Source organism: Ignavibacteria bacterium, from assembly GCA_025612375.1.
GTDB lineage: Bacteria > Bacteroidota > Ignavibacteria > Ignavibacteriales > SURF-24 > JAAXKN01.
The window spans coordinates 1-23,900 of sequence record JAAXKN010000025.1; the positions used below are offsets into that span (position 1 = coordinate 1).

Annotated in this window: 23 protein-coding genes and 1 tRNA gene; 10 read left to right on the plus strand and 14 right to left on the minus strand. The window is 44.4% G+C overall.

Translation table 11 applies throughout. From position 1 onward, the window contains the following. Nucleotides 1-32: 32 nt before the first annotated feature. Entirely contained in the window at nucleotides 33-287 is a 255-nt protein-coding gene (locus HF312_14055) for a DUF4242 domain-containing protein (GenBank protein ID MCU7521341.1), read from the minus strand. Between the two features lie 194 nt (nucleotides 288-481). Between HF312_14055 and HF312_14060 the strand changes: the two genes are divergently transcribed. Beyond that, nucleotides 482-1,747: a PorT family protein gene (locus tag HF312_14060; GenBank protein ID MCU7521342.1), complete on the plus strand. Its 1,266-nt coding sequence runs from the start codon at nucleotides 482-484 to the stop codon at nucleotides 1,745-1,747. A 62-nt stretch (nucleotides 1,748-1,809) separates the two neighbouring features. Here the strand turns inward: HF312_14060 and HF312_14065 are convergent, their stop codons facing one another. Continuing rightward, entirely contained in the window at nucleotides 1,810-3,150 is a 1,341-nt protein-coding gene (locus HF312_14065) for a T9SS type A sorting domain-containing protein (GenBank protein ID MCU7521343.1), read from the minus strand. Between the two features lie 204 nt (nucleotides 3,151-3,354). On the opposite strand from HF312_14065, the gene HF312_14070 reads away from it, so the two are divergent. Together HF312_14070 and def are read left to right on the plus strand one after the other, a co-directional pair. After that, the gene (locus tag HF312_14070) at nucleotides 3,355-3,816 is read left to right on the plus strand and encodes a nucleotidyltransferase (GenBank protein ID MCU7521344.1); all 462 of its coding nucleotides are present in this window, start codon (nucleotides 3,355-3,357) and stop codon (nucleotides 3,814-3,816) included. A gap of 87 nt (nucleotides 3,817-3,903) precedes the next feature. Next, on the plus strand, nucleotides 3,904-4,458 hold the full coding sequence (gene def, locus HF312_14075) for a peptide deformylase (protein MCU7521345.1): 555 nt from the start codon (nucleotides 3,904-3,906) through the stop codon (nucleotides 4,456-4,458). 67 nt (nucleotides 4,459-4,525) lie between these two features. Here the strand turns inward: def and HF312_14080 are convergent, their stop codons facing one another. Continuing rightward, the gene (locus HF312_14080; GenBank protein MCU7521346.1) at nucleotides 4,526-4,831 is read right to left on the minus strand and encodes a hypothetical protein; all 306 of its coding nucleotides are present in this window, start codon (nucleotides 4,829-4,831) and stop codon (nucleotides 4,526-4,528) included. A gap of 407 nt (nucleotides 4,832-5,238) precedes the next feature. Between HF312_14080 and HF312_14085 the strand changes: the two genes are divergently transcribed. After that, nucleotides 5,239-5,886: an NAD(P)-dependent oxidoreductase gene (locus HF312_14085; GenBank protein MCU7521347.1), complete on the plus strand. Its 648-nt coding sequence runs from the start codon at nucleotides 5,239-5,241 to the stop codon at nucleotides 5,884-5,886. A gap of 109 nt (nucleotides 5,887-5,995) precedes the next feature. Here HF312_14085 and HF312_14090 read toward each other — a convergent pair whose 3' ends face one another. Beyond that, entirely contained in the window at nucleotides 5,996-6,385 is a 390-nt protein-coding gene (locus tag HF312_14090; GenBank protein ID MCU7521348.1) for a glyoxalase, read from the minus strand. A 109-nt stretch (nucleotides 6,386-6,494) separates the two neighbouring features. Then, a complete protein-coding gene (locus HF312_14095) occupies nucleotides 6,495-7,079 on the minus strand; it encodes a methyltransferase domain-containing protein (GenBank protein MCU7521349.1) in 585 nt (194 codons plus the stop codon). A 313-nt stretch (nucleotides 7,080-7,392) separates the two neighbouring features. On the opposite strand from HF312_14095, the gene HF312_14100 reads away from it, so the two are divergent. Both HF312_14100 and HF312_14105 read left to right on the plus strand, forming a co-directional pair. Continuing rightward, a complete protein-coding gene (locus tag HF312_14100) occupies nucleotides 7,393-7,845 on the plus strand; it encodes a GNAT family N-acetyltransferase (GenBank protein MCU7521350.1) in 453 nt (150 codons plus the stop codon). After that, nucleotides 7,830-8,297 carry a DUF386 domain-containing protein gene (locus tag HF312_14105; GenBank protein ID MCU7521351.1) on the plus strand — a complete coding sequence of 156 codons (468 nt, stop codon included), beginning with the start codon at nucleotides 7,830-7,832 and terminating at the stop codon, nucleotides 8,295-8,297. Before HF312_14100 ends, HF312_14105 begins: the two co-directional genes overlap by 16 nt. Nucleotides 8,298-8,392: 95 nt before the next feature. On the opposite strand, the gene HF312_14110 is transcribed toward HF312_14105, so the two are convergent. Continuing rightward, a complete protein-coding gene (locus HF312_14110) occupies nucleotides 8,393-9,163 on the minus strand; it encodes a response regulator transcription factor (protein ID MCU7521352.1) in 771 nt (256 codons plus the stop codon). A 297-nt stretch (nucleotides 9,164-9,460) separates the two neighbouring features. On the opposite strand from HF312_14110, the gene HF312_14115 reads away from it, so the two are divergent. Beyond that, complete coding sequence (locus HF312_14115; protein ID MCU7521353.1) at nucleotides 9,461-12,100, plus strand: CHRD domain-containing protein; 2,640 nt, start codon at nucleotides 9,461-9,463, stop codon at nucleotides 12,098-12,100. Nucleotides 12,101-12,253: 153 nt separating this feature from the next. Here HF312_14115 and HF312_14120 read toward each other — a convergent pair. The 4 genes from HF312_14120 to HF312_14135 all read right to left on the minus strand — a co-directional run bounded on the left by HF312_14120 (nucleotide 12,254) and on the right by HF312_14135 (nucleotide 16,429). Continuing rightward, a tRNA-Val gene (locus HF312_14120) sits at nucleotides 12,254-12,327 on the minus strand. A gap of 40 nt (nucleotides 12,328-12,367) precedes the next feature. Further along, complete coding sequence (locus HF312_14125; protein ID MCU7521354.1) at nucleotides 12,368-14,548, minus strand: S9 family peptidase; 2,181 nt, start codon at nucleotides 14,546-14,548, stop codon at nucleotides 12,368-12,370. A gap of 95 nt (nucleotides 14,549-14,643) precedes the next feature. Next, nucleotides 14,644-15,564: a dTDP-4-dehydrorhamnose reductase gene (gene rfbD / locus HF312_14130; protein MCU7521355.1), complete on the minus strand. Its 921-nt coding sequence runs from the start codon at nucleotides 15,562-15,564 to the stop codon at nucleotides 14,644-14,646. Then, complete coding sequence (locus HF312_14135; protein MCU7521356.1) at nucleotides 15,539-16,429, minus strand: carbohydrate kinase family protein; 891 nt, start codon at nucleotides 16,427-16,429, stop codon at nucleotides 15,539-15,541. Before HF312_14135 ends, rfbD begins: the two co-directional genes overlap by 26 nt. A gap of 209 nt (nucleotides 16,430-16,638) precedes the next feature. Between HF312_14135 and bshA the strand changes: the two genes are divergently transcribed. Next, the gene (gene bshA / locus HF312_14140; GenBank protein MCU7521357.1) at nucleotides 16,639-17,766 is read left to right on the plus strand and encodes an N-acetyl-alpha-D-glucosaminyl L-malate synthase BshA; all 1,128 of its coding nucleotides are present in this window, start codon (nucleotides 16,639-16,641) and stop codon (nucleotides 17,764-17,766) included. Nucleotides 17,767-17,815: 49 nt separating this feature from the next. Here bshA and HF312_14145 read toward each other — a convergent pair whose 3' ends face one another. The 4 genes from HF312_14145 to galE all read right to left on the minus strand — a co-directional run bounded on the left by HF312_14145 (nucleotide 17,816) and on the right by galE (nucleotide 21,691). After that, nucleotides 17,816-19,153, minus strand: a complete 1,338-nt coding sequence (locus HF312_14145; protein ID MCU7521358.1) for a UDP-glucose/GDP-mannose dehydrogenase family protein — start codon at nucleotides 19,151-19,153, stop codon at nucleotides 17,816-17,818. Nucleotides 19,154-19,249: 96 nt separating this feature from the next. Then, nucleotides 19,250-19,798: a dTDP-4-dehydrorhamnose 3,5-epimerase gene (gene rfbC, locus HF312_14150; GenBank protein MCU7521359.1), complete on the minus strand. Its 549-nt coding sequence runs from the start codon at nucleotides 19,796-19,798 to the stop codon at nucleotides 19,250-19,252. A 15-nt stretch (nucleotides 19,799-19,813) separates the two neighbouring features. Continuing rightward, a complete protein-coding gene (gene rfbA, locus HF312_14155; GenBank protein MCU7521360.1) occupies nucleotides 19,814-20,677 on the minus strand; it encodes a glucose-1-phosphate thymidylyltransferase RfbA in 864 nt (287 codons plus the stop codon). A gap of 39 nt (nucleotides 20,678-20,716) precedes the next feature. Further along, entirely contained in the window at nucleotides 20,717-21,691 is a 975-nt protein-coding gene (galE, locus tag HF312_14160) for a UDP-glucose 4-epimerase GalE (protein ID MCU7521361.1), read from the minus strand. A gap of 317 nt (nucleotides 21,692-22,008) precedes the next feature. Here galE and HF312_14165 point away from each other — a divergent pair, with 317 nt between their 5' ends. Continuing rightward, a complete protein-coding gene (locus HF312_14165) occupies nucleotides 22,009-22,437 on the plus strand; it encodes a hypothetical protein (GenBank protein MCU7521362.1) in 429 nt (142 codons plus the stop codon). Between the two features lie 9 nt (nucleotides 22,438-22,446). After that, on the plus strand, nucleotides 22,447-23,874 hold the full coding sequence (locus HF312_14170) for an NOL1/NOP2/sun family putative RNA methylase (GenBank protein MCU7521363.1): 1,428 nt from the start codon (nucleotides 22,447-22,449) through the stop codon (nucleotides 23,872-23,874). The last annotated feature ends 26 nt before the right edge of the window (nucleotides 23,875-23,900 follow it).

A 23,900-nucleotide genomic window follows, 5' to 3' on the forward strand; every position in this document is an offset into this window, starting at 1 on the left:
CAGGCCTGCAGCATTAACCGGACCTGAACCATTTAGACTATTCCTTCTTTTACTTCAATTATTTCATCTGCAACAAGGCCGTGGGCTTTGCGGTGGACTTCCTCGGCAGACTTTTTATCCGGGGCTTCACAGAGGCAGAATACTGTTCCATCTTTTTCGTTGAACCAGTATTTCAGGTAGTTTACCCCATAATCCTTCTGCACTTCCAGATCTTTTTTGTGTGCCTCGCCGACTGCCTGGGCTGTCAGGCCGTCAACATGTTTATGTATATCCATATACAAGGGCATAAGTCTCTCCTTTCTTAAATTAGTTCATCAATTAATTTATGAGCGGCTGACATTTTAGCAATCCTATTTTTAGTGCCACAAACCCGTACTTAACGCGCCTGAAATTTCGAAATGCAGGCTTGCCACTGAATAAGCCCAGAAGTATATTGCAGTACATCATTATTTCTCATCTAAAAGTAATTAGGGTGAATAATATGAAGGTCAAACTGCTTCCCCTTTTCCCCTGCATTCTGGTACTTTTCATTACCGGATGCTCAACACTCTATGTTAAAAATGATTTTCACTCAAAGGAGGGCTTTTATAAGGGAGTTAATGAGAACTCCGGCTCAGCCGGGCTCATCATGAAGAACGATTCCATTATTAGCATAGACGAGCCAAAGATTGCAGAGGATTCAATAAAATGGGAAACGGTCAGTTACAGATTTGCTTTTGACCCCAACTCCATGTCCATAGAGAAGCATGCCGTTCCGCTTAATGAAGTAAAGGCCGTAACGTTTACACATCACTGGGGAAACAATATTTCCATGGGGGTACTTGCGGGCATGACTATTGGCGGAATTCTTACCAATTACCTGCTTCAGTGGGGGGGAGCATCCAATTCAGGCTATCATGTGAATGACCCTCCGGATTTTCTGCCCGGGGCTGTTTTGGGATTTCTGGCAGGCGGTATTGTGGGCATAATTGTAGGTAAGGATGAAGTTTATATTCTTGATGAATCTTTTACTGCAGGAAGCATGGTTAATTATAATTACCGGAATAAGCTGGGAATAAAAATAGCCAGGCAATCGGGTTTTAATTTCGAACTAAAGCAACAGGAGGGACATAACAGTGGCTTCACTCACCTGGGCGGTGAAGGGACACCTGGCTTTGCCCTTACAATATATTATAACTATCCCTGCACCCGCCAGCTTTCAATAAATGGCGAACTGTCGTTTATCTCTGAAGGCTCGGAGGCAAACTATACAATCCTGATTCCAAAGCTTATTCATGACGATTTTTCGGAAGTTACATTTTTCAGCGGCCAGTCCAAAGAGAAATTAAGCATGCTTGAGGCGGCTCCTGTTGCAAGGCTAAATCTGTGGAGATCGGGTTTTGTGCCTTATATTTTTCTGGGACCAAAGTTTGACCTGATCTTAAATGCTCAGTCTGGGATAAACAACTTTCTAAGCAATCTGAAATATCAGCCCAATATAATCCAGGTCGGATTATCATCCAAATACAGGAGATTCGTTTTCGGAACCACATTTGGCGCAGGTATTTCTACTGGCAATCTTCTTCCGGTTGAACTTCTCGTTGAGGCAAGATATAATTACGACCTTTCCCAGCGCTTGGAACTTCATTACGATATGCCTGCCGGAGAAAAATTTTTCGATAACTGGTATACCAGAGATCCGGGGAACCAGAAAATGCTTTACAGGAGCAGTGAGTTTCAGATTAATATTGGTGCGGCTATTTTCTAGAAGACTATATAAGAGAAAGGGCGAGCCGCCGCTCGCCCCATGTAAAAATTAAAATGACAGGACTACTTCAGTAATAATGCCTTGAAAGTTTTACTGTTTTGGCCGCATACGGCGTGGATGAAGTAATTTCCGGTGGGAAGTGAATTTGCATTCCACCTGAACGTATGTTTTCCCGCCTGCATCATGCCGTCATAAAGCCTTTCAACTTCACGCCCGGTTATATCGTAAACTGTAACCCTGGTGTAGCCGCCTTCCGGAGTCTCAAAGCTTATTGTCGTCTGCCCGTTGAACGGGTTGGGATAGTTAGCCAGAGTAAATTCCTGAACCGACTGTACGGGTTCATCTGACTCAACCGAAGTCATATTGTCTCCCGGGAAGAAAGTATATGACACGCCGCCTTTTGCGAACCACGAGGTTGAAAGATCCGTCTTATTAAAAACGTAAGAATACCCGTTACTCTTTGCAGGGTCGTGAACAATGGGATCCCCGTTTGCATTAAAGCCGGCTACCATTATAAGGTGTCCTGAATATAAGGGTTTGCCGACAGACATTACAACGCGGCCCCCGGCTGCAAGTATGTCATAGACCTGGCTCCAGGTACGGTAGCGGGTAACAGCGCCGCTAAGCCCGTTCTGAACCGCATTCTGGACCGTTCTGGGCCACACACCGTATATTTCCCAATAAGGGTCATAATTGTTTTTTGCGAACTGCAGCGGATCAACCATGATCTTGTAGCTGCGGAGGACCATGGAGGTGGAAGTAGGAGAACAAATGCTTCCCCCGATGACAGGATCGAGCGCATACTGGTAAAAATGATCGGTCGGGATAAATATAGCCGCAGGCTTATCTTTTACAATATTGGTAATATTTACGTTTGAGGTCGTAAGCTTGTCGCTCAGGAAGAAACTAAGCTTGTGAAGGGTTGCCGAAGGCTGGCTTGCAGCGGTCCTTTTCATAACAACCTGGAACTGCCATTTTGTAAAATATGACGTAAAATCGACCTCGTCTATATTAACTGTGCCCCCTGTAAAGCTTGTGCTGCCATAGGACGGCCATATGTTGTTTTTCCAATATCCAACTGTAACCCAGCCGGACCAGCTGCCCTTGAAAAAACGCATCAGCACCTTAAAGCTGCTGTTATCATTGGGGACTTTCCCGTTCCATGAGGGAAGCCCCTCATTGAAAGGATACTTTGATGAATCGGGAGAAAAGATTGTATAACCCTCAGTAACATTGTCCTCGAGGACGATGCTCTTGCCGTCAGGACCAATTTTCATTCCGCTCATGGATTCAATCTTCTTTACAAGACTGTCCTTTTCAAAAAAGTAGTGCTGGTCGGGATAAGGCTGGCAGATGGCCGCGCCGGTTAGGATCAGGAGAAACAGTATCAGTTTATTAGCCATTTGAATTCCTTGTTTTATCTGGTAATGGAGGAAGCGTCAGCTATTGAGTGCCATAATATAGTGAAAATATTCCATGATATAAAACAGTGTTTTATCCTTTATAACTGCTGCTTCAAAATTCATGAATTGGAATCTTTAGTGATGAAAATATACTTTTTTTTGAATAATTTGAAGGTGATAATAATTTAACATTGTAGTATTAAAATGGAAAAAGATATCAGGTGGCAGCAGCGCTTTTCCAACTATAAAAAAGCACTATCGCAGCTGGAAAAGTTTATTATTCATGGTAATCTAAACGAGCTGGAAAAGCAGGGGCTGGTTAAAGCCTTCGAATATACATATGAACTTGCCTGGAATACTTTGAAAGATTTTTATGAGAGCCAGGGTGAAGCAGGGCTTCAGGGCAGCCGCGATGCCATTCAGCTTGCATTTAACAGGGGCCTTATAATCAATGGGACTGATTGGATGCAGATGCTTAAGGACAGAAACCGGACTGCACACATATATAATCTGCAGATTGCTGATGAGATCACAGAGAATATTCTGAAGAAGTACTTTACTCTATTGACCAGTCTTAAAAATGAATTTGATAAGATCATGAAAAAGGAAAACGGTTCACATCCACCGAAAAGAATTTCTAACTACTATTCATCTGCCGGTCTATAAGGAACTCCCCGGCGGGTTCTGTGGTTATTTGTTTGATTTCTGATTATTTTTGTGTTCAAATATTTAGCAAGGTTTATGAAGAAAAGAATAACAAAAAAGAGTAAATATAAAATTGTGCGCTTCGGTGAGCCCGTACTGCGCGAGACAGCTAAACCGGTAACCGTTTTTCATCACAAACTGCATGAACTGGTAGACGCACTTACAGATACACTTTTCCGCAGCGAGGATGGCGCCGCAATTGCAGCTCCGCAGATAGGGGTTTCTAAAAGAATTGTAGTAATTGATTATGAAGACGAGTATTTGGAACTCCTCAACCCTGAAATACTCTCCTCATCGGGCGAACAGACAGACTATGAAGGCTGCCTTTCATTTCCGGGTTTTATAGGCAATGTTCCCAGAGCTGAAACCGTCAAGGTGAAATACCAGGACCGCAACGGGAATGAAATTGTAATTGAAAGAAGCGGCAAAATGGCGCGCTGCCTGCAGCACGAAATTGACCATCTGGACGGGATACTTTTTATTGATAAGGTTACAGACAAGTATCTGGTACACCAGGATACAGATGAAAAGATCAAACTTGCAGATGCACTCGATCTTTCAAACGGAAAGGCAGTACCCGGCCAGGAAAAAATAGCTCTTTAGCGCAGGCAGGGTTAAAGGAATTTTATTTTAAGGGCTGCAGGAATAATGTTCCTGCAGCCTCAATTATCTATTTCTTTCTTGTATTCATCGCATTTTGAAGGCCTTTCTGCAGGTCCTCCTTGTTCATAACAGGATAAAAATATATTTCAGCACCGAATTCCATAAACAACTGTTCAGAAATCTGCGGCATCAAAGACGAGTCGGTCATATCGAAGAAAAAGTATCCGGTACGCCTTCCATTTTCAGGTAAAAAATACATAGCCTCAGGCTTTAGCATATCTGCAACGGACATTATTGTCGTCTGCAGAGTATTGTCTCTTACAGCTCTGTTGGTCGTCTCTGTATTCATACAAACTTTCATCAACATTCTCATAAACTATTCCTCCTTCATATTACTGTTCTGTTATTTTAATGCCTTTGCCCAATCTGAACCAGTAATAAGTTTAACAGGAAAAGTCCGGCCGTACAGGGATAATGCTTCAAAATCTATCGGACCAGTCAAGATGAATTCAGCAAAGCATTGTATTAATGAAAGCTGAATTGATCTTAAAAGTCAATGCCTAATAAGACATCCGGTTAATTTCATTATAAGCTAGCAGGCGTTCAGCTCCCGGGAGATACAGTGGATCAGGAACCTGGATGCGGAAACCGGCCGGGATGATCTGTGGGCATTCGGGCTAAGGGCCCAGCTGTCAATTTAACAAATACAAAGAAAGTACGTTGTTATTCAGTCAGAATCTTCTATTTTATTTATATCGTCACAACACAATGGGGGTTCAGATGAAATCAGCACTTATAGGGGCAAGCGGCTTTGTGGGTTCAGCTATATTAAATGAAGCTTTAATGCGCGGGCATCATATAACAGCAATTGAAAGACACACTTCGCTCATTAAAGTCCAGGACCGGAAGCTCACAGCAAAAAAATGCGACATATTTAATACAGATGAGCTTTCAGAAATTCTGCGCGGGCAGGATGCACTAATAAGCGCTTATAACCCGGGCTGGACAAATCCAAAGATCTTTGATGACACAATTCATGGCTATCAGTCGATCATCAATGCCGTAAAAAAGGCCGGCCTGAAGCGCATTCTGGTCGTTGGTGGTGCCGGAAGCCTTGAACCGGAACCGGGGCGCCCTCTTGTGGACCGCGAGGACTTTCCGAAGGACTGGAAAATGGGAGCCATGGCACTGCGCGACGTTCTTAATATGTTCAGACATGAAAATGATCTGGACTGGACATTCTTCAGCCCGGCAATCAATATTTTCCCTGGCGAGCGCACCGGGAAATTCACTCTGGGAGGCGATGAGCCGGTACTGGATGATAAGGGGCAGGGCAGAATTTCAGTGCAGGATTATGCCATAGCAATGATAGACGAGCTGGAAAAGCCGAAACATAAAAAACAGCGTTTTACTATAGGATACAGGTAAAAACTTACAATTTATTTCACGGGGATTTTTAGAAGGTAATGGTATAGGAAAAGGTAATGGGCAGTCTGGAGAAAGTGTCTCTCCAACTGCCCGTGAAATGTCAGAATGTTTAGACTTTTGGTTCAACGAGGTCGAACTTGTTTCCGTAAAGATCCTCAAAAACAACTTCAGTTCCCCAGGGGCTCTCAGTTGGAAAACCCTGGAAGTTAACTCCCTTTGCTTTCATCCTTTCGTAGTCTCTCATACAGTTATCTGTAATAAACGTCATAAAAACGTGGTCAGAAGCCTGCACGCCGATCTTGCTGCGTTTTTCTTCGGTATCTGCCAGCACGAAGACTATTGCCGTATCGCTTTGCTTCTGGGGAGCTACTGTAACCCATCTGAAACCGTTTCCAAAATCATTATCGGAAATGAGCTGAAAGCCCATGATGTCTGTATAAAACTGAATAGCTTCATCATAGTTCCTTACCAGGATTGTGATGTGGCCGATATTTTTCATTACTAAAAAGACCTCCTTCTTCAGGGGAAATATCAATTGAAATACAGATACAAAATTAACTAACTCTCCAATAAAACTATATAAACTATCGCAAATATTTGCAAATAATTTACAGTCTGCTGCTCCCCTTACTTTTGACCTTAATGCCTGTTATCCCATAGTGGTATGGAGGAAGATCTATTACCGGCGAGACCCCGAAGCCGGCCTTTTTCATCCATAGCTGAATATCTTCAGGTTTAGGCCTGATGGACATCTCGGGCCCGCGCGGAGTGGACGGGTCATAGTTCCAGTGGATTACGGCGATCTTTCCTCCTTCTGGCATTATCCTATAGGCTTCCTTAAGAAGCCTCAGAGGATCGTGCCCGTGCAGTATGTTAAAAAGCGCAACCGACTGCACAGATTCGTCTTCAAGTCCCGTCCCCTCGTTTTCAAGATCCCTTAAGAGGACTTCCACATTTGAAAGATCTTTTACCCGGCCTTTAACCTTCTGGATCATTTCCTCTTCAATATCAAAGGCATAGAGGCGGCCATTGGTCCTGCGGGCAATCTCAGGTGTAAACGTGCCGTAGCCGCAGCCGAATTCCGCAGCATTTCCATCTAGGCGGCTTCCGAAAAGTCTTTCAATTATCAGCTCCGGATTAAAAAAGCTTTCCCACAACTGTTCTTCAGGCATTCCGCTATCACGAACTTTCATAACCAGCTCTTATTTTAACCTTGTTAAATCTTCCAGACTAAATTCCGTCCCTCTACCAGTACTCCCTTGAATCCGCATAAAGATTTATGTTTCCTGAAAGTTTTAGAGTTCATTTCCAACTATTCTTTTTGCCTTGTCCGAAAAACATAAGAATTACAAGTAGTGGTAAATATCCTACGATTTAGCCAGAAATTCAATTTGATTTTTTTGCATGTTGTTACCCTGCAAATCCCTGTTTGATGGAATATCAGGTCAATTATAAGTAAATTAAATGCGGCTGTTCAGAATTTTTCAAAAACAAAAATGTTTTTATATGGATTCAAAACTTACCCCTGCGGGCCTTAAGGACCTGGAGCTTGTAGTAACCCTTATGCAGGAGTTCTATAAAATTGAGCACCTGGAGTTTGCCCCTCATTTTCAGCGCAGGGCAGTGAAGGAGATTCTGGGAAACAGTAACTTCGGGACGGTGCAGATAATTTATGCCGGGGACAGAGTGGCAGGGTATGTGGTTATGACCAACTGCTACAGCCTGGAGTTCCACGGGCGCTTTGTTTTAATTGACGAACTGTACCTTAGGGAAGGCTTCAGGGGGCGTGGAATTGCAGGATCGGCCATGGAGAAAATTGAAGAAATCTGTCTTGAAGGGGGCATTCATGCAATAAGGCTTGAAGTGGCAAAGACAAACGTTCGTGCCCAAAAGGTATATGTTAAAGCAGGCTTTAAGGCCGAGGAACGGGATCTGATGACAAAATGGATAAAGGAGTAAGGAAAATGGTATTCGATTCAATTTCGAACTTTTATAACTATGTATCAATTCATCCGCAGTTTAGCAGCGTGTCAGGTTTTCTTAGTGTGGTAAATATAGCCGCCCTCCCGGCCGGCAGACATTTTGTAAATGAGGATGGAGCGTTTGCAAATGTGGATGAATACAAGACAAAAGATATTTCAGAAGGCTTTATAGAGTTTCACAAAAAGTATATTGATATACAGATCATACTCCGCGGAAAAGAAAAGATAGGAATATGCAATAAAGACTCGGCGCGCGAGCTGGAGTTCAATGAAGAAAAGGATTTCGGAAAGCTGGAAGGCAAAGCCGATTTTATTACATTAAATGAAAATTACTTTGTCATTTTCTTTCCGCACGACGGCCACATGCCGCAGATAATGGCAGAGAGCCCTGAGAGTGTAAAGAAGATGGTAATAAAAGTGCCCGTGTAACTTAAGGCCTGAAATTGCTTTTTCCCTCAAGCCGTTGACTGCCCCAATAGAGGAATATGGATCGACCGCACGAGGTCATTTATTAAAAAAAAATTTCATACCTGTGTAAAACGGGCTTTAACCTTAACTGAAAACCTCTGGCTTGTAATGAAACTTTCATTGCTGTGCTGCATTACAATCCTGAGCGAGCGGGCGCTGCATTTTTCAAGATCCTTAATATAGTTTACGTTTATAATGGCAGAGCGCCTCACCTTTATAAATTCCTCGCCGGGCAGTACATTCTCCCATTCTTTCAAAAGCTTTCTTACCATAACCCGCCCTTTATCAAGCAGATAAACAGCTGAGTAAGCCCCGAGGGCCTTTATATATTCTATATCGCTTTTCCTTACCAGTTTCTTTTTCCTGTTTATGTTTAGCAGGATTGTATCATTAGTCCTATTCTGCACTGCCGGGGCAGGAAGTGCAGTGTATCCGGTAACGGCACGTCTTTCAGCAAGATGAAGCTTGTTTATTTTAACCCTTACCACATTTAAGAGCTCCTCTACACTGAAAGGCTTGAATATTATTGAATCGACGCCCAGTTCCATTCCCTTTTTCAGAGCATCTATGTTATAGTCCGATGTAAAGAAAACGAATGGAATTGCCCCGGTCAGGCTGTCGGCTGAAATCTTTTCAAGTACTTCATAGCCGCTCATTCCGTAGAGCACCATATTGCAAAGAATAAGGCATGGGAGTTCTGCGGCTGCCAGTTTCAGTCCGTCAGGCCCGTTATAAGCCGTAAACACATTATATCCCGCATCCTCCAGAACTTTTGAAACAACATTAAGGAACCTTGAATTTGATTCAATAACCAAGATACTTTCCAAGAACCCTCCTCCCCTGAACATTTTAACCCGAACCAGATCTTCTTTATAGTATCAGATTTTCTTCTTTTAAGCCAGTCAATTCCTTGTAGCTTTATTCTCGCTCATTTACAAAAACGGTGCGTTCATTCCGGTTTTGTACTCTTTTTTTCCTCCCTGAAAATTTAAATGATACGTACGCATCCAAATGCATAATGAATGCACAGGCTGACTTGATTGGCAGCATTAAAGGCCATAGTATATTGTTGATCACTCACTAAAAAGGAAATGGTATAGTAAAATCAATACGAGGAGAAATATATGAGGAAAATCTCAGGACTTATTGCGTCAGTTTTATTTCTGCTCATTTCTTCCATGACAGCCTACTCGCAGACATATTTTGCAGCAAGGCTCTCTCAGGCACAGCAGATTCAGAGTGGAAGCAAAACTGACAGCGTTGACAGGGGTTACACAGGTACGGCCATAGTTGTTCTTAACAGCGACAGCACGAACAATATGACGCTAAACTACATAGTCACTGTCGGCAGAGGAACCCCCGGTAATGACACTTCTCAGACCGGCGGAGGCGGCACTGCCCAAAATGATTCAGTAAGGCTCAGAGCCATTTATTTTAATCTGGGAACAATTGGAGATACCGGTACGACAGTCTTATCTGTAACCAGCGGAATTACTGGTAATTCATACTCCGGCACATTGAATGCAGGAGGCAGCCAGGCACTGACCCAGCAGGTAGTGGACGCACTTCTCCAGGGCAAAATATTTGTTGTTGCCGTGCTTGATTCAGGACGGATCAGAGGGCATATTCACCCGGTTACAGGGGCAGGATTTGTAGCCCATCTTACAGCTCCCCAGGAAACCGACAGCGTTAAAAATTCAAAGGCCAGCGGCGTTGGATCCTTCCTGCTTACTGACCTGGGACTAATCTACCAGATTTCAGTTCAGGGTATTGATATACAGGCTTCCCACATTCATAAGGGCATGCCTGGAATAGCCGGTCCCATTGTATTTCCCATTACATTCAGCGGCCACACTGCAATGGGCCTGTGGAAGCAAAGCGATCAGTCGAATCCGCTTAACAAAGATCTGCTGACCATGCTGCTTACAGAAGGCCTTTATGTAAACGTCCATTCACCAACGTACCCAAGTGGTGAAATAAGAGGACAGATACTGCATGCGGCAGGCTTTGGCTTCTCATCACCTTTGAAGAGCAGCAGGAGCACACAGGGCGGACAAACAGGCGGGAAGTCTGATTCAACTAAAAGAGTTGTTGGAGGCGGGACTTACACGCTTACGGATTTCGGGCTTGTTTATCATATTAACATAAGAGGAACATCAGTAAACAACATATACTTTGCAAATACTTCAACAAATCAAAAGCTAAAAGACATACCGAAATTCAGCGACACTACGTATTCAGGCGTATGGTTCTCAAAAAAGGCTTATGAAACTACTCCCCTTGCCGGCACACAAATAGCAGACCTGATTCAAGGGAAAGTTTCTCTTGTTGTTGAGACCGGAAACGACACGCTAAGGGGTGTTATAATGCTGCACAAGCAGACAAACTTCTCAGCCCTTCTCTCAGGTCCGCAGGAAACCCCGAGGCACATGATACACCCGACCGGAGGCGGACATTTCATCCTTACTCCCTCAGGGCTGCAGTACTATATTACTATAGCCGGAATTGATTCCATAGCCGGGGCTCATTTCCACATGGCGCCTATGGGCGTAAGCGGCCCCATTGTACATCCAATTACGTTTGACTCCACATTTACGGCACAGGGCACCTGGGATCTGACGCCCGAACAGGGTTCGGGCATGACAACAGATATGATTACCGCTCTTCTGGAAGGGAATATTTACGTCAACGTTCACACGCGCAGATATCCTGCAGGTGAAATAAGAGGACAGCTCGTACCTGCCTCCGGCACCGATTTCACCACACATCTTGAAGGAAATCAGGCAGTACCGGCCACAACGGAAAAGGCAATGGGAACAGGCAACTTCATACTTACCAATGAGGGCCTGACATACAAGATAACCGTGGACAGCTTAAAGGTCACAGGAGTGCGTATTGAGCACGCTCCCTTTGGAGTAACAGGCACAGTTGTCAGTGACCTGCAGACAGCAGGATTTGATACGAGCAATACTATTATAGGCGTATGGCGCAGGACGGGCGGCGCATCACCTCTTACCGATCAGCTTATTACATCCCTGCTCAGAGGCAACCTCTATGTAAATTTACTCACCGCGTCAAATCCGAATGGAGCAATAAGAGGCCAGATACTGCCCAACGGCGGAACAGGCTTTATTGCGGTATTTGATTCAGCTACGGCAGGACAGAACCAGACAGCCTCGAAGGGATACGGCAACGGCATGTTTGTTCTTACAGATGCCGGGCTGATCTATGACATTTCCGTTGCGGGCTACAAAGGCAACGGCGGAAACTTTACAAACGGACAGGGCGGAGCATCCTTATTCCAGATGCCTCAGACTTTTAACGGAGGCTCTACAAACGGCGTATGGATGATGCTAAACGACACTACGGCCGCGGCAGGCAACATTGCGGCTTTGTTCAACAACACGCTCTATGTAAGCCTGACAGGAGGCCCGACGGCTCCGATCGGGAAGACATTTACGCCTAATCCGACATCGGTTAAACTTGTAAAGGAAACTCCTGAAAGTTTCGACCTGGCTCAGAACTATCCTAACCCGTTCAACCCGACTACAACTATCAGATTCAGCATACCTCAGGCAGGGCCTGTAAGCCTGAACATTTTCAACATGCTGGGCGAGAAGGTAGCCACGCTGGTTGACGGACAGTTAAGGGCAGGCAGATATGAAGTAAGCTTTGACGGCTCGAAAGTAGCAAGCGGAGTTTATTTCTACAGGATCAGCTTCCAGAACAGCATAGTAACCAGGAAAATGATGCTTATTAAGTAAGTCTCCTTTCCGGCTACACGAAAAGGGAAAGGGACCGGGAGCTTCCGGGGGAAAGCCCTCCGGTCCCTTTTTCTAATGTTTATGTGAAGACTTAAAGGAACAATTCCTAAAAACAAAAAGCCCTGGAACCGGTTTGGTTTCAGGGCTTTATTGTGGGCGCTATAGGATTTGAACCTATGACCTTTCGCGTGTGAGGCGAACGCTCTAAACCGCTGAGCTAAGCACCCATATGGGCACAGAAAACTTAAAATTTTCTGTGCTGCTAATTTACAAATTATTTAGGAAAAAGTCAGTCATTAAGTTATATAATTGTATTCTTGTCATGCCGCCATAAATGCTGTGGTCACGCCCGGGGTAATACATTACCCTGAACTGCTTGTTTGCATCAATTAAACGGTTTACAAGCTCAACTGAATTCTGGAAATGCACGTTGTCATCCCCTGTCCCGTGAATCAAAAGAAACTTTCCCTTGAGGTTTTCAGCATAGTTCAGTACCGCACTTTCCTCGTATCCTTTCGGATTCAGTTCGGGAAGCGACATGTAACGCTCTGTATAGATATCGTCGTAAAACCTCCAGCTTGTTACAGGGGCAACTGCAATTGCCGCCTTGTAGTACTCAGGCGCCCTCATGATGGCTGAGGCCGATGAATAACCGCCGTAGCTCCAGCCCCAGATACCTATCCTGCCGCCATCCACATAAGGAAGGCTGCTTAAATACTTTGCCGTTTCGGTAAGGTCGTTTACTTCCCAGTGGCCCAGGTTTTTATAGGCCAGCTTTTTATACTCAGAGTTCCTGCCTCCTGTAATACGGCAGTCCATTGTAACAATGATATATCCTTTTTCAGCAAGCAGCTGATGCCACAGGCCGTCACGGCTCCATGAATCGCTAACCTGCTGCGATCCCGGTCCGTTATAATTCATAACAATTACCGGGTACTTTTTCGTATTGTCAAAGCTGCGCGGCCTTATCATCGACGCATCCAGCTCCGTTCCGTCTGAAGCCTTAAAGGTAAAGAATTCCACTGGGGAAAGGCTGTAATCTTTCAGGGCATTCATATCGCTCCAGACGAGTGTTGTGATCCTTTTGCCGTCGCTTCCCAAAAGGTATGTATTGTAAAGTGTATTGGCGTTGGAATACCTGTCGATAAAGTATTTTGCATTTGAAGAGAGGTTTACAGTGTGGCTTCCCTCCTGCTCTGTCAATAGCTTCCCTTCGCCTCCTGTCACCGGCACTGAATAAAGATCCTGGAAGCGGCGGCCTCTTTCATTTGAAGTATAGAAAACTGTTTTTGAAGCCTCATCAACTCCCAAAACATTATCCACAACAAAACTTCCTTTTGTAATCTGGTTCAGGAGCTTACCCGAATAGTCATAAAGATAAAGGTGGTTAAACCCATCCCTGTCTGAGGCCCAGATGAATGTTTTCTTATCCTTAAGGAATGTGAGGGCATCCTGAACGTCCACCCACGATTCAGGACTGTTTTCTTCCACGATGAGTTTTGAGCTGCCCGTATTAACGTCGCAGAAAAGAAGTTCCAGGTGGTTCTGAAGGCGGTTTAATTTCTGGACGGACAGGATTTTAGGATCAGCCGTAAACTGAATGCGCGGAACATAAATATCGGTCTCTTTCCCTAAGTCCATCCATTGGGTTTTTCCGGATTCAGTATTTACAACTCCTATTTTAACAATTGCGTTTTTGGCTCCCGGCTTTGGGTATCTGTATTTGTAGCCCTGAAAATAAAGCGAGTCGTAGTTGACGAGCTCAACTTCAGGCTCCGGTGACTGGTCAAGGCGCCAGAATGCAATTGTTCTGCTGTCTGGTGACCACTGCCATCCGTCAATAATTGAGAACTCTTCCTCATAAACCCAGTCGAAGTGACCATTAAGAATAGTTTCGCTCCCGTCAAATGTAAGCTGTTTTTCCCTGTCTGTTGCAATATCCACTACAAACATATTATTCCCGCGTACAAAGCCGATTTTTTTGCCGTCGGGAGAAAACTGTGCGTTTGACTGTTCCTTGTCCGACTGTGCAAGAAGGAAGAATCTCTTGTCCTTTGTGTCGTAGATATAGAAGGTGCCGCCGGATTTAGTCCTGCGGGCAGGGAGGACTCCGGTAAAAAGCAAGTAGCGTCCATCAGGCGACCACGTATAATTCTGGATCTGGAAAGGCTTATCGCCGCTCTCGAGCTTCAGGTCGTTTCCTGAGACAACTTCCTTTTCCTCTCCGCTTTTAACGTCGTGCTGATAGATTGAAACTGCGGCGTCCTTACTGGCCAGGTATGAAAATTTATTGCCGCCATCGAACCACTGCACGCCCTTAAGGCTGCTGCCATAGAAAGCGCGGTTGGTATAAAGGTCCTCTACCGTAAGGGAACTTGGCTGGGAATAAAGACAGGAAACGGATATTGTAAAATATAACAAAGTGATAAATGAAAACGGCTTTTTCATTACCGGACTCCGAAATTAAAAATTAGATATACTTATAACTATACTGAAAGACTAACGGTGACTGCTTAGAAAGAAGGACATTTTTTCAAGTCAGGTCACAGGTCAAGCTCTCTTTTCATTTTAACCAGCGTATCCTGTATGCTATGGGGTTTGTAGCCCAATGAGGTTTCGGCTTTAAGAATGACGAGGCCAGATTTCAGCGGTCTTTGTGCCGTCTGGTTCAGGTCGCACGTCTTAATCGGCTTAACAAGATTCCTGTCAAGCCTGAAGAAGTCCGCAATCTGCAGCGTAAAGTCATAGCGGGAGAGGAATTCCTTTCCCCCGATGTTAAAGATTCCCTGGCGGCGGAACTCAACAATGCGGCTGATGGCATCTACCAGGTCGTCTATATAGGTCGGGTTATTGATCTGGTCGGTTACAATTCTTATCTCTTTTTCCTCTTTTAGTGAATTCACTACCCAGCGAACAAAGTCGGGCCTTCCGTTTTTAACGGGGCCGTAAAGGACGTTAGTCCTGATAATTGTATTTGTAGCCCCGATGAGCCTCAAGGCGTTTTCGCTTGCAAGCTTTGTCCTGCCGTAGTATCCGAGGGGGTTTGGCTTTGCGTCTTCGGGATAGGGGCCGTTTTTGCCGTCAAAGATGTAATCGGTTGATATATGAATGAGGTGAGTATCGATGATGCGTGAAGTTTCAGCCAGGTATTCAACGCCCTTGACGTTTACCTTCCAGGCAGTCTCGCGTTCCTTTTCACATAGGTCAACATTTGTAAAAGCCGCGGCATTTACAATATAGTCCGGGTAGAAGTCGTAGACCACGTTCTTTACCGATTCCCTTCTCGTCATGTCAATCTGCATGTAGGGAATGGAGGAATCGTTATATGAAACCTCCTCAACGGAGCTAGCAAGGAGCTCCACATTCCTTTGCCTGGAGAAATAATCCACCAGCCGCTGCCCGAGCATTCCGTTTGCACCGACAACAAGTATTCTGTTTTTAATTAAATCGTGCGAATGTATCATTTTTTAACTTTAGAAAATCCTTAATTTCACTGTAAGAGGCAGTTACACCCGAAGCTGCGTTAGCAATGCGGGCGGCTTCAGCAAGACTTTTGCCTTTAAGAAATGAAGTAAAAAACGCGGCCCCGAAAATGTCGCCGCAGCCCACCTTGTTAACGCAGTTTATTTTAATTGCGGACTGAAAATAAGATTTTAATTCTCCATTCTCAAGGCTATATATTTTACTTCCCAGTTCTCCCTTTGTAACAATGAGGCATTTAAGCCCTGCATGAAGAACCTCACGTGCAATTTCAATTTCACTTTCCTTTGAGCTTAAAGTCCTGAGCTCATTTTCATTTACCTGTACAATATCAACCTGTGCAATCCATTCCATGGCATGGGGTATCAGTCTGAATTCCCTCTGGTTATTTTCCCCGAGTCCGCGTGAAAGTGTGTGGACGTCTAAATAGACCGGGCCCTTGAAATCATTCCTTAAAGACTTCAGGTCCTCAAGCCTCAGGTCAAATCCCGTAATCATGTTAACCAAAATGCCGTTAAATGAGTTCAATTCCTTAAGGGCAGATATATCCAGGTGTTCAGCCAGGTTCTCGTAATTTTCACACCTTTCCGCGTTATCCGGAATAAAAAGATTTACTCTCGGTATCCTGCCCTTATACTGAAAAAAGTCTTTTTTCAGGCCGTCGTAAAGGGGGGAAAAAAGACTTTCAGATTCCTTTTCCATCGAGGTCAATAGCATGATATCGTCCTTTTCTTCAAGGAAGCTTTTAAGTCCCAGTACGGAATAGAAAATTCCTCCCGGCTTAACCTCATGTCCGCCTTTTATGTGGATATGATCCTCAACCGAATGTCCGATTACCAGTAACTTCATAATATCTCAAATAGGGTGAAAAAAACATATGGAATATTAATTGCCCGGCAATTAATGCTTTAGGCAGCTTAAATTTCGACGGGATAAATATATGCAAATAGAGTGAAAATTGCTTAAAAGGCGGAAACATGTCTAAAAATTTGAATGTTATATAAGTACAAATAGATTATATTATGTAATTAATCCAAAACTTTCGGGAAATTACTTAAATGAAAATCGGTATTACCTGTTATCCCACCTATGGCGGAAGCGGCGTTGTGGCAACAGAACTTGGAAAGGCACTTGCGGCCAAAGGCCACCAGATACATTTTATCAGTTATGCACTGCCGCACCGTCTGACTAACTTCGTCGAGAACATATATTTTCATGAAGTGGAAATGAGCAATTATCCCCTCTTTGAGTTTCAGCTCTATTCGCTTGCACTTACAAGCAAGATAGTTGAAGTAGTAAGGTATGAGAAACTGGATCTTCTGCACGTGCATTATGCCATTCCACATGCTGTAAGCGGATACCTGGCAAAGCAGATATTAAGAAAAGGCAATTCCGATCTCAAAGTAGTAACGACGCTGCACGGAACGGACATTACGCTCGTAGGTCTGGAGCCCTCGTTTCTGCCGCTGGTAAAATTCTCAATTGAAGAAAGCTGCGGCGTTACGGCCGTATCGCGCTTTCTGAAGGAGAAGACACTTACAAACTATCACATAGAAAAAGATATAAGCGTAATTTATAATTTTATAGACACCAATCTTTTTAAGAGGGTCGACAGTGAAAACTTAAGGAAGCACATTGCGCCAAACGGGGAGAAGGTGCTGGTGCATACCTCAAACTTCCGCCCTGTAAAAAGGGTGCAGGATACGATAAAGATTTTTGAAAAGGTGGTAAAGGAAGTCCCGAGTAAACTTATTCTTGTTGGAGACGGTCCCGACAGGTACGAGTGTGAGCGTCTTACAAGAGAGCTGGGACTGCAGAACGACACGTTTTTCCTGGGGAAGCAGGATGGCCTGGTTGAGATTTTAAGTGCGTCGGATCTTTTCCTTCTGCCTTCGCAGTCTGAGAGTTTCGGGCTTTCAGCCCTTGAGGCCATGGCGTGCAGCGTGCCGGTTGTAAGCACCAGTGTAGGAGGAATCCCTGAACTTGTAATACACGACCAGACCGGTTACATCGCTGAGATCGGGGACACGGACAGGATGGCAAAATATGCAATTGATCTTCTAACTAATGAAAGGAAGTATGAGGAATTTGCAAAGAATTCAAGACAGCGTGCTGTAGAGGATTTTGAAAAGAGCAAGATCGTGCCGGAATACGAGCAGTATTATATGGATGTGCTGAATCATTAACGTTCGACGGTATTTGGAAGCCCTCAGGGGAGGGCTTCTTTGTGAGCGGCTAATCTATTTTTGCAGTTACGGGTTTTCTTCCGATTGAGTAATAAGTAAAGCCTAGTTCCTGCATCTTCTCCGGCGTAAAGATATTCCTTCCGTCAAATATTACGGGCTCTTTAAGAGTATTCTTAAGAATCGTGAAATCGGGGTTCCGGAATTCATTCCATTCCGTCACTATTATAAGTGCATCTGCATTTTTAACTGCATCATATTCATTTTCGGCAAAGGTTACCGAATTCTTCAGATAAAACTTTGAGGCTTCAATTGCCGCAGGGTCATATGCTGAAACCGAGGCGCCAAGTTCCAGAAGTCTTTTTATAACAACCACTGAAGGCGCTTCCCGCATATCGTCGGTATTAGGCTTAAATGCAAGTCCCCAGAGAGCAAAGCGCCTGCCATTTATATCGCCGTTAAAGTGTTTCAGAATTTTATTTACCAGGACCAGCTTCTGTTCACGATTTACTTTATCTACAACGGTAAGTATTTTCATTTCCGATTCATAGTCGCAGGAAGTCTTAATAAGCGCGTTGACGTCTTTCGGGAAACAGCTTCCCCCGTAGCCTATGCCCGCAAAGAGAAATCTTTTACCTATGCGCGTGTCAGTTCCCATGCCCTTGCGGACCATGTCCACGTTGGCGCCAACTTTCTCGCAGAAGTTAGCCAGTTCATTCATATAGGTGATGCGCATGGCAAGGTATGAATTGGCGGCATACTTTGTCACCTCGGCACTTGCCGTATCCATTTCAAGGATAGGGTTCCCCTGGCGTACAAAAGGCTCATAAAGAATCTTCATCATCTCAAGGGCCTTTTCCGAATCGGAGCCAACGACAATGCGGTCGGGCTTCATAAAGTCTTCAACTGCAAAACCTTCCCTTAAGAACTCAGGGTTGGAGACGACGTCAAAGCTGGCGAGGCCGAACTTTTTCAGGATTGAGCGGACCTTGTCTGCCGTGCCGACAGGGACGGTACTCTTATTTACAATAACTTTGTAATCCCTGCCGCCCGAGGCTTCAAGAATTTTGCCGATATCCTCAGCGATGCCGAATACATATTTCAGGTCAGCCGAACCGTCCTCACCCTGCGGCGTAGGCAGGCAGAGAAAAATTATTTCGGAGCTTTCCACGGCATGCTTAAGGTCGTCAGTAAAAGACAACCTCTTCTTTGCAATGTTCCGGTAGAAAATAAAATCGAGTCCGGGCTCATATATTGTAACTTCAGCATTCTGGAGCTTTTCAAGTTTATCCTGGTTGTTATCCACACAGATCACCTGATTACCCATTTCAGCAAAGCAGGTTCCGGAGACAAGCCCGACATAGCCGGTGCCTATTACTGCCAGATTCATTTTACCTCCAAGTAAAAAATATTTTTCTTCTCTTCAATTCATATTACACAAAGGATCAAAAACTTAAAAGAACAAACGTTTTATCTTACACAAAATCTAAAACAAAAAATCTTTTTCGATATCCCGGAAAGCTATGGCCTTTTTGTCTTTTTCAGAGACAACCGGGTTTTCAATTTTCCAGTCTATATTAAGGTCACCATCGCAATATATAATTGACCTTTCATCGGGCTTGCTGTAGAATGCCGTACACTTATAGTGGAAAAGAGCCTCGGATGAATGGACTGAAAAACCGTGTGCAAAGCCCGGTGGAATCCAGAGCTGTCTGTGGTTTTCATCAGAAAGCTCCACTGCAACGTACTGCCCGAAAGTAGGGGAATTAAATCTTATGTCCACCGCAATATCCAGGACCTTGCCCTGTATAACCTGGCAGAGTTTCCCCTGGGCATTTTCACCCACCTGATAGTGGAGACCTCTTAAGGTGCCGTAGGTGGATTTAGAAATATTATCCTGTACAAATTCGTAATTTATTCCGATATCATTATATTTTTTTTGGCTGAATGATTCAAAGAAATATCCGCGCTCGTCACGGAATACGTCCGGTTCAATTACAAGAACGCCTTTAAGTCTGGTTTCTGTTACTTTCATAATTGCTAACTAGCTTTAGCTCTCCTTCAGTATTTTTTCAAGATAAGATCTGTAGAAACATTTAGGGATGCTGTTTATCAGCTCTTCAAATCCCTTCCTGTCTATAAATTTCATTGTATATGCAATTTCCTCCACGCATGCGACCTTAAGTCCCTGCCGGTCCTCAATGACGCCGAAGAAGTTGGAAGCCTGCAGTAGTGCCTCGGGTGTACCTGTATCCAGCCAGGCAACGCCGCGGCCGATCTTTTCGACCTTCAGTTTTCCCATTTCCATATATTTGCGGTTAACGTCCGTTATTTCGAGCTCACCGCGCGCCGAGGGCTTCAGGTTTTTGGAAATTTCCACCACGCAGTTGTCGTATACGTAGAGCCCGGGAACGGCATAATTGCTTTTGGGGCTTTGGGGTTTTTCTTCAATTGAGATAGCCTTGCCGTCCTTGTCAAACTCCACCACGCCGTAGCGTTCAGGGTCGTTAACCTGGTAGCCGAAGACCGTAGCGCCTTCCTTTTGTTTTAGTGCATTATAGAGGAAATCCATTTTGCCATAGAATATATTGTCTCCCAGAACAAGCGTAACGCTGTCGCCTGCGATGAACTTTTCGCCGAGTATAAAGGCCTCGGCAATACCGTTCGGGGCTTCCTGCACGGCATATTCAATGTTTAAGCCCAGGTGGTGCCCGCTGTTAAAAAGCTGGTGAAATAAAGGGATGGTTTCCTTATTTGAAATAATGAGTATATCTTTAATTCCTCCAAGCATAAGGATAGAAAGAGGGTAATAAATAAGAGGCTTGTCATAAATCAGAGTAAGCTGCTTACTATAGACCCTTGTAATAGGATAGAGGCGGGAGCCTGCCCCTCCTGCTAAAATTATTCCCTTCATTTAGTTCACCTGTTTATTAAATAATCTGATTGATTTACCTTAGTATTTTGGGTTCTGGTGCCACTGCCAGGCACTTTTAATAATGTCATCCAGTCCGTATTCAGGGATCCACTGCAGTACTTCGCGGGCTTTCTTATTGTCTGCAATGAGGATTGCAGGATCCCCCGGGCGCCTTGCGGAAATGACGGCCTTAATTTCACGGCCTGTAATTCTGCGGGCGCTTTCAATGATTTCCTTTACAGAGTAGCCGGTACCGGTCCCAAGGTTTATTATCGTAGAACCGTTGCCTTTATTAAGGTATTCCAGTGCCTTTATGTGGGCATCTGCCAGGTCGTAGACGTGAATATAATCTCTTATGCATGTACCGTCTTCAGTCGGGTAGTCATCTCCAAAGATCATAACCTTTTCCCTTTTGCCCAAAGCAGCCTGAAGCACAATAGGGATCAGGTGGGGCTCCGGCTCGTGGCTTTCTCCGATGATGCCTTCGAAGTCGGCCCCTGCGGCGTTAAAATATCTTAAAGCCGCGTACTTCACTCCAAATGAGGAGTCAAAGTCGCTTAAGACCTGCTCAATAAAATACTTTGTTTTCGCGTAAGGATTAATGGGGTTCAGCTTCTCTTTTTCCGAAATAGGAACGTGTTCGGGGTTTCCGTATAGTGAGCATGTGGAGGAGAATACTATTTTTTTAATATTATTCTCATTAAGTGCCCGTATGAGGTTAATGCTTCCTGTAACGTTATTCACATAATAAAGCCCCGGGTTCTCTACGGATTCGCCTACATATGCAAAAGCCGCAAAGTGTATGCATGCGTCAATTCCATGACGGCTTACTGCAGTCTTAAGGCCGTCATAATCAAGAAGATTTACCTCTTCAAACTTAACTCCCTCAGGCACAGCCTCAATGTGGCCCCTTGAAAGGTTATCAATAATAACAACAGAATGCCCCTGTTTTAAGAGCATTCTAACCACGTGTGAACCGATATAGCCGGCGCCGCCCGTTACTAATACATTCATTCCTTAGGACTCCAATTTCCGGATTTATGTTGAATAATTTACTTCCAGGCCTGAAATAAAAGGATATTTATCAGTGGAAAATCCTTTAATTTGTGACACAATTTAGGCTTTTAGCCGAAATTTTCCAAAGGTAATATTTCCCTATCCCTGGAAAGTGACAACTTCTTCTTACCTTAAGTTTAAGGTGACGATTTCAGGGCTGAATTTCAAATTTTTCTTTAGGTTTTAGGCCTTTGAAAAGGAAGCCAAAGAGCGTTTATTCCTTTCATTTTTGAGATAAAATTAGTAAAATTGCAAAAACATGATAATAGGCTAAAGTGACTGAAAAAGAATTTACTGCCGACTGGGCAGGCAGGCTCCAGGGCGGCCTGCTGAAGAACTTTCCTGATGATTTCTTAAGCGGCGCGGAGTGCGAAGAGCGCACCATACCATCAATTTACCTCGTTATGGGGGAGGAACTCTTCGGACAATACGAGATACTAGATTCCAGGGGCAGCTGCGTCCTGATGGCTCAGAGCCTGCCGGAGGCAAAATATATTGTATACAGCAACAGAACCAAACCGCAGGCCTTAAAGATTCCGAAGGATGAAGCCCGCATAAAAGAGTCCGTCAAGGCTTACGAAAAGCACCTGGACGGCATCATACGCCTGATGGATTCGGAATTTAAGACAAAGCTACCCCAGTCGAAAAACTTCGTAGCCGTTTCAAACGGCGTATTTAATTTACTGAACCTGAAAAGATTTTAATAAATATACTTGATCGAATTAAGCCAGAACATAACAGACTACATCGCCTCCCTTTACGGGAAGGAAGTTGCCCAGAAGTATTTTGATTTTATCAAAACCGGGCATACCACATATATCAGGCTGAACGACCCTTACCCCTCTGAAGAGGCGCTGCTAAAGAGGCTTGAGGGCTATGGCGTAAGCCTTGAAAAAGTACAGGCCATACCCGATGCCTACAAAGTATTGCAGGGTGCAGAAATTTTAGGTAAAACCCTCGAGTACAATCTGGGGAAGTACTATATACAGAGCCTTTCATCCATGATTCCGCCTTTAATGCTTTCCCCTAAAAGCCAGGACGTTGTGCTCGACCTCTGCTCTGCCCCGGGGAGCAAGGCCACACAGATAGCCTCACTTATGGGCAACACAGGAACACTCATTACAAATGAGCCGCAGACGGACAGGATCAAGATGCTTGTGCACAACGTAGACAAGCTGAATCTTGTAAATACAGGCGTTATACAGTATAAGGGAGAATGGCTAAGCCGCCTTTACGACCACCATTTCGACAAAATTCTTGTTGATGCCCCCTGCAGCGCGCTCGGCGTACTGCAGAAGAAAGAGGAGGTAAGCAACTGGTGGTCTAAGGAAAGGGTTGAGAAGATTGCATATCTGCAGAACATGATACTGGCAGCAGCAATAAAAATGGCCAAGGTAGGAGGCGAAATAGTCTATTCCACCTGCACACTTACGCCTGAAGAAAACGAGCTCATAATAAACCACGCATTAAACAAGTATCCTCTTGAAGTTCTGGACATTGAGCTCCCGCTGAAAGCAAACGAGGGCTTTACTTCGTATAACGGGGAGAGGCTGAGGAGTGAACTTTCAAAGGCAAGAAGGATACTCCCCTGGGAAGTTGATTCGGAAGGATTTTTCATCATCAAAATGCGCAAGACCGGCAGGACAGAGCCCGCGAAGCCGCTGGAGGTAGAAAATAACCTGAAGCTCATAGGCCACACGGACAAAATGATGAAGAGCTATCTTAAGGACATAAGCCGTGACTTTGACATTGATGAAGAGGTGTGGCAAGACTACCGTTATTTAATCAATAAAAACGACATTTACTTTATTCACAAAGACTGGCAGGATGAAAACCTTTCCTTCTTCAACAGGATTGGTACCCGGTTCGGCCTTATAGATAAAAACAACAGGGCGCACCTGCATTCATATGCAGCGCAGTATTTCCACAGGTACATAAATAAAAATATCTTTCATCTTACAGGCGGCAGCCAGCTGAAAGACTACATGAACGGCGGAATTATTAGATGCAGCCTTGAGACAAAAGACCAGCAGATTGTAAAGTACGGCGATTATGTGCTTGGAACGGCTGCTGTTGTAAGTAACGGCATCAAGAGCCAGTACCCGAAGGCGCTCAGGATACACGAAATAAGCTACTATTAAGGACTAATAAAAAGAAGGGCGGATAA

Bases quoted from the DNA above. Each gene is read 5' to 3' on its own strand.
- HF312_14105 (MCU7521351.1), top strand. From the start codon at position 7,830: ATGGATAAAGGAGTAAGGAAAATGGTATTCGATTCAATTTCGAACTTT.
- HF312_14055 (MCU7521341.1), bottom strand. From the start codon at position 287: ATGCCCTTGTATATGGATATACATAAACATGTTGACGGCCTGACAGCC.
- HF312_14115 (MCU7521353.1), top strand. From the start codon at position 9,461: ATGAGGAAAATCTCAGGACTTATTGCGTCAGTTTTATTTCTGCTCATT.
- HF312_14080 (MCU7521346.1), bottom strand. From the start codon at position 4,831: ATGAGAATGTTGATGAAAGTTTGTATGAATACAGAGACGACCAACAGA.
- rfbA (MCU7521360.1), bottom strand. From the start codon at position 20,677: ATGAAGGGAATAATTTTAGCAGGAGGGGCAGGCTCCCGCCTCTATCCT.
- HF312_14085 (MCU7521347.1), top strand. From the start codon at position 5,239: ATGAAATCAGCACTTATAGGGGCAAGCGGCTTTGTGGGTTCAGCTATA.
- bshA (MCU7521357.1), top strand. From the start codon at position 16,639: ATGAAAATCGGTATTACCTGTTATCCCACCTATGGCGGAAGCGGCGTT.
- HF312_14095 (MCU7521349.1), bottom strand. From the start codon at position 7,079: ATGAAAGTTCGTGATAGCGGAATGCCTGAAGAACAGTTGTGGGAAAGC.
- HF312_14070 (MCU7521344.1), top strand. From the start codon at position 3,355: ATGGAAAAAGATATCAGGTGGCAGCAGCGCTTTTCCAACTATAAAAAA.
- HF312_14065 (MCU7521343.1), bottom strand. From the start codon at position 3,150: ATGGCTAATAAACTGATACTGTTTCTCCTGATCCTAACCGGCGCGGCC.
- HF312_14135 (MCU7521356.1), bottom strand. From the start codon at position 16,429: ATGAAGTTACTGGTAATCGGACATTCGGTTGAGGATCATATCCACATA.
- HF312_14100 (MCU7521350.1), top strand. From the start codon at position 7,393: ATGGATTCAAAACTTACCCCTGCGGGCCTTAAGGACCTGGAGCTTGTA.
- HF312_14090 (MCU7521348.1), bottom strand. From the start codon at position 6,385: ATGAAAAATATCGGCCACATCACAATCCTGGTAAGGAACTATGATGAA.
- galE (MCU7521361.1), bottom strand. From the start codon at position 21,691: ATGAATGTATTAGTAACGGGCGGCGCCGGCTATATCGGTTCACACGTG.
- rfbC (MCU7521359.1), bottom strand. From the start codon at position 19,798: ATGAAAGTAACAGAAACCAGACTTAAAGGCGTTCTTGTAATTGAACCG.
- rfbD (MCU7521355.1), bottom strand. From the start codon at position 15,564: ATGATACATTCGCACGATTTAATTAAAAACAGAATACTTGTTGTCGGT.
- HF312_14145 (MCU7521358.1), bottom strand. From the start codon at position 19,153: ATGAATCTGGCAGTAATAGGCACCGGCTATGTCGGGCTTGTCTCCGGA.
- HF312_14060 (MCU7521342.1), top strand. From the start codon at position 482: ATGAAGGTCAAACTGCTTCCCCTTTTCCCCTGCATTCTGGTACTTTTC.
- HF312_14125 (MCU7521354.1), bottom strand. From the start codon at position 14,548: ATGAAAAAGCCGTTTTCATTTATCACTTTGTTATATTTTACAATATCC.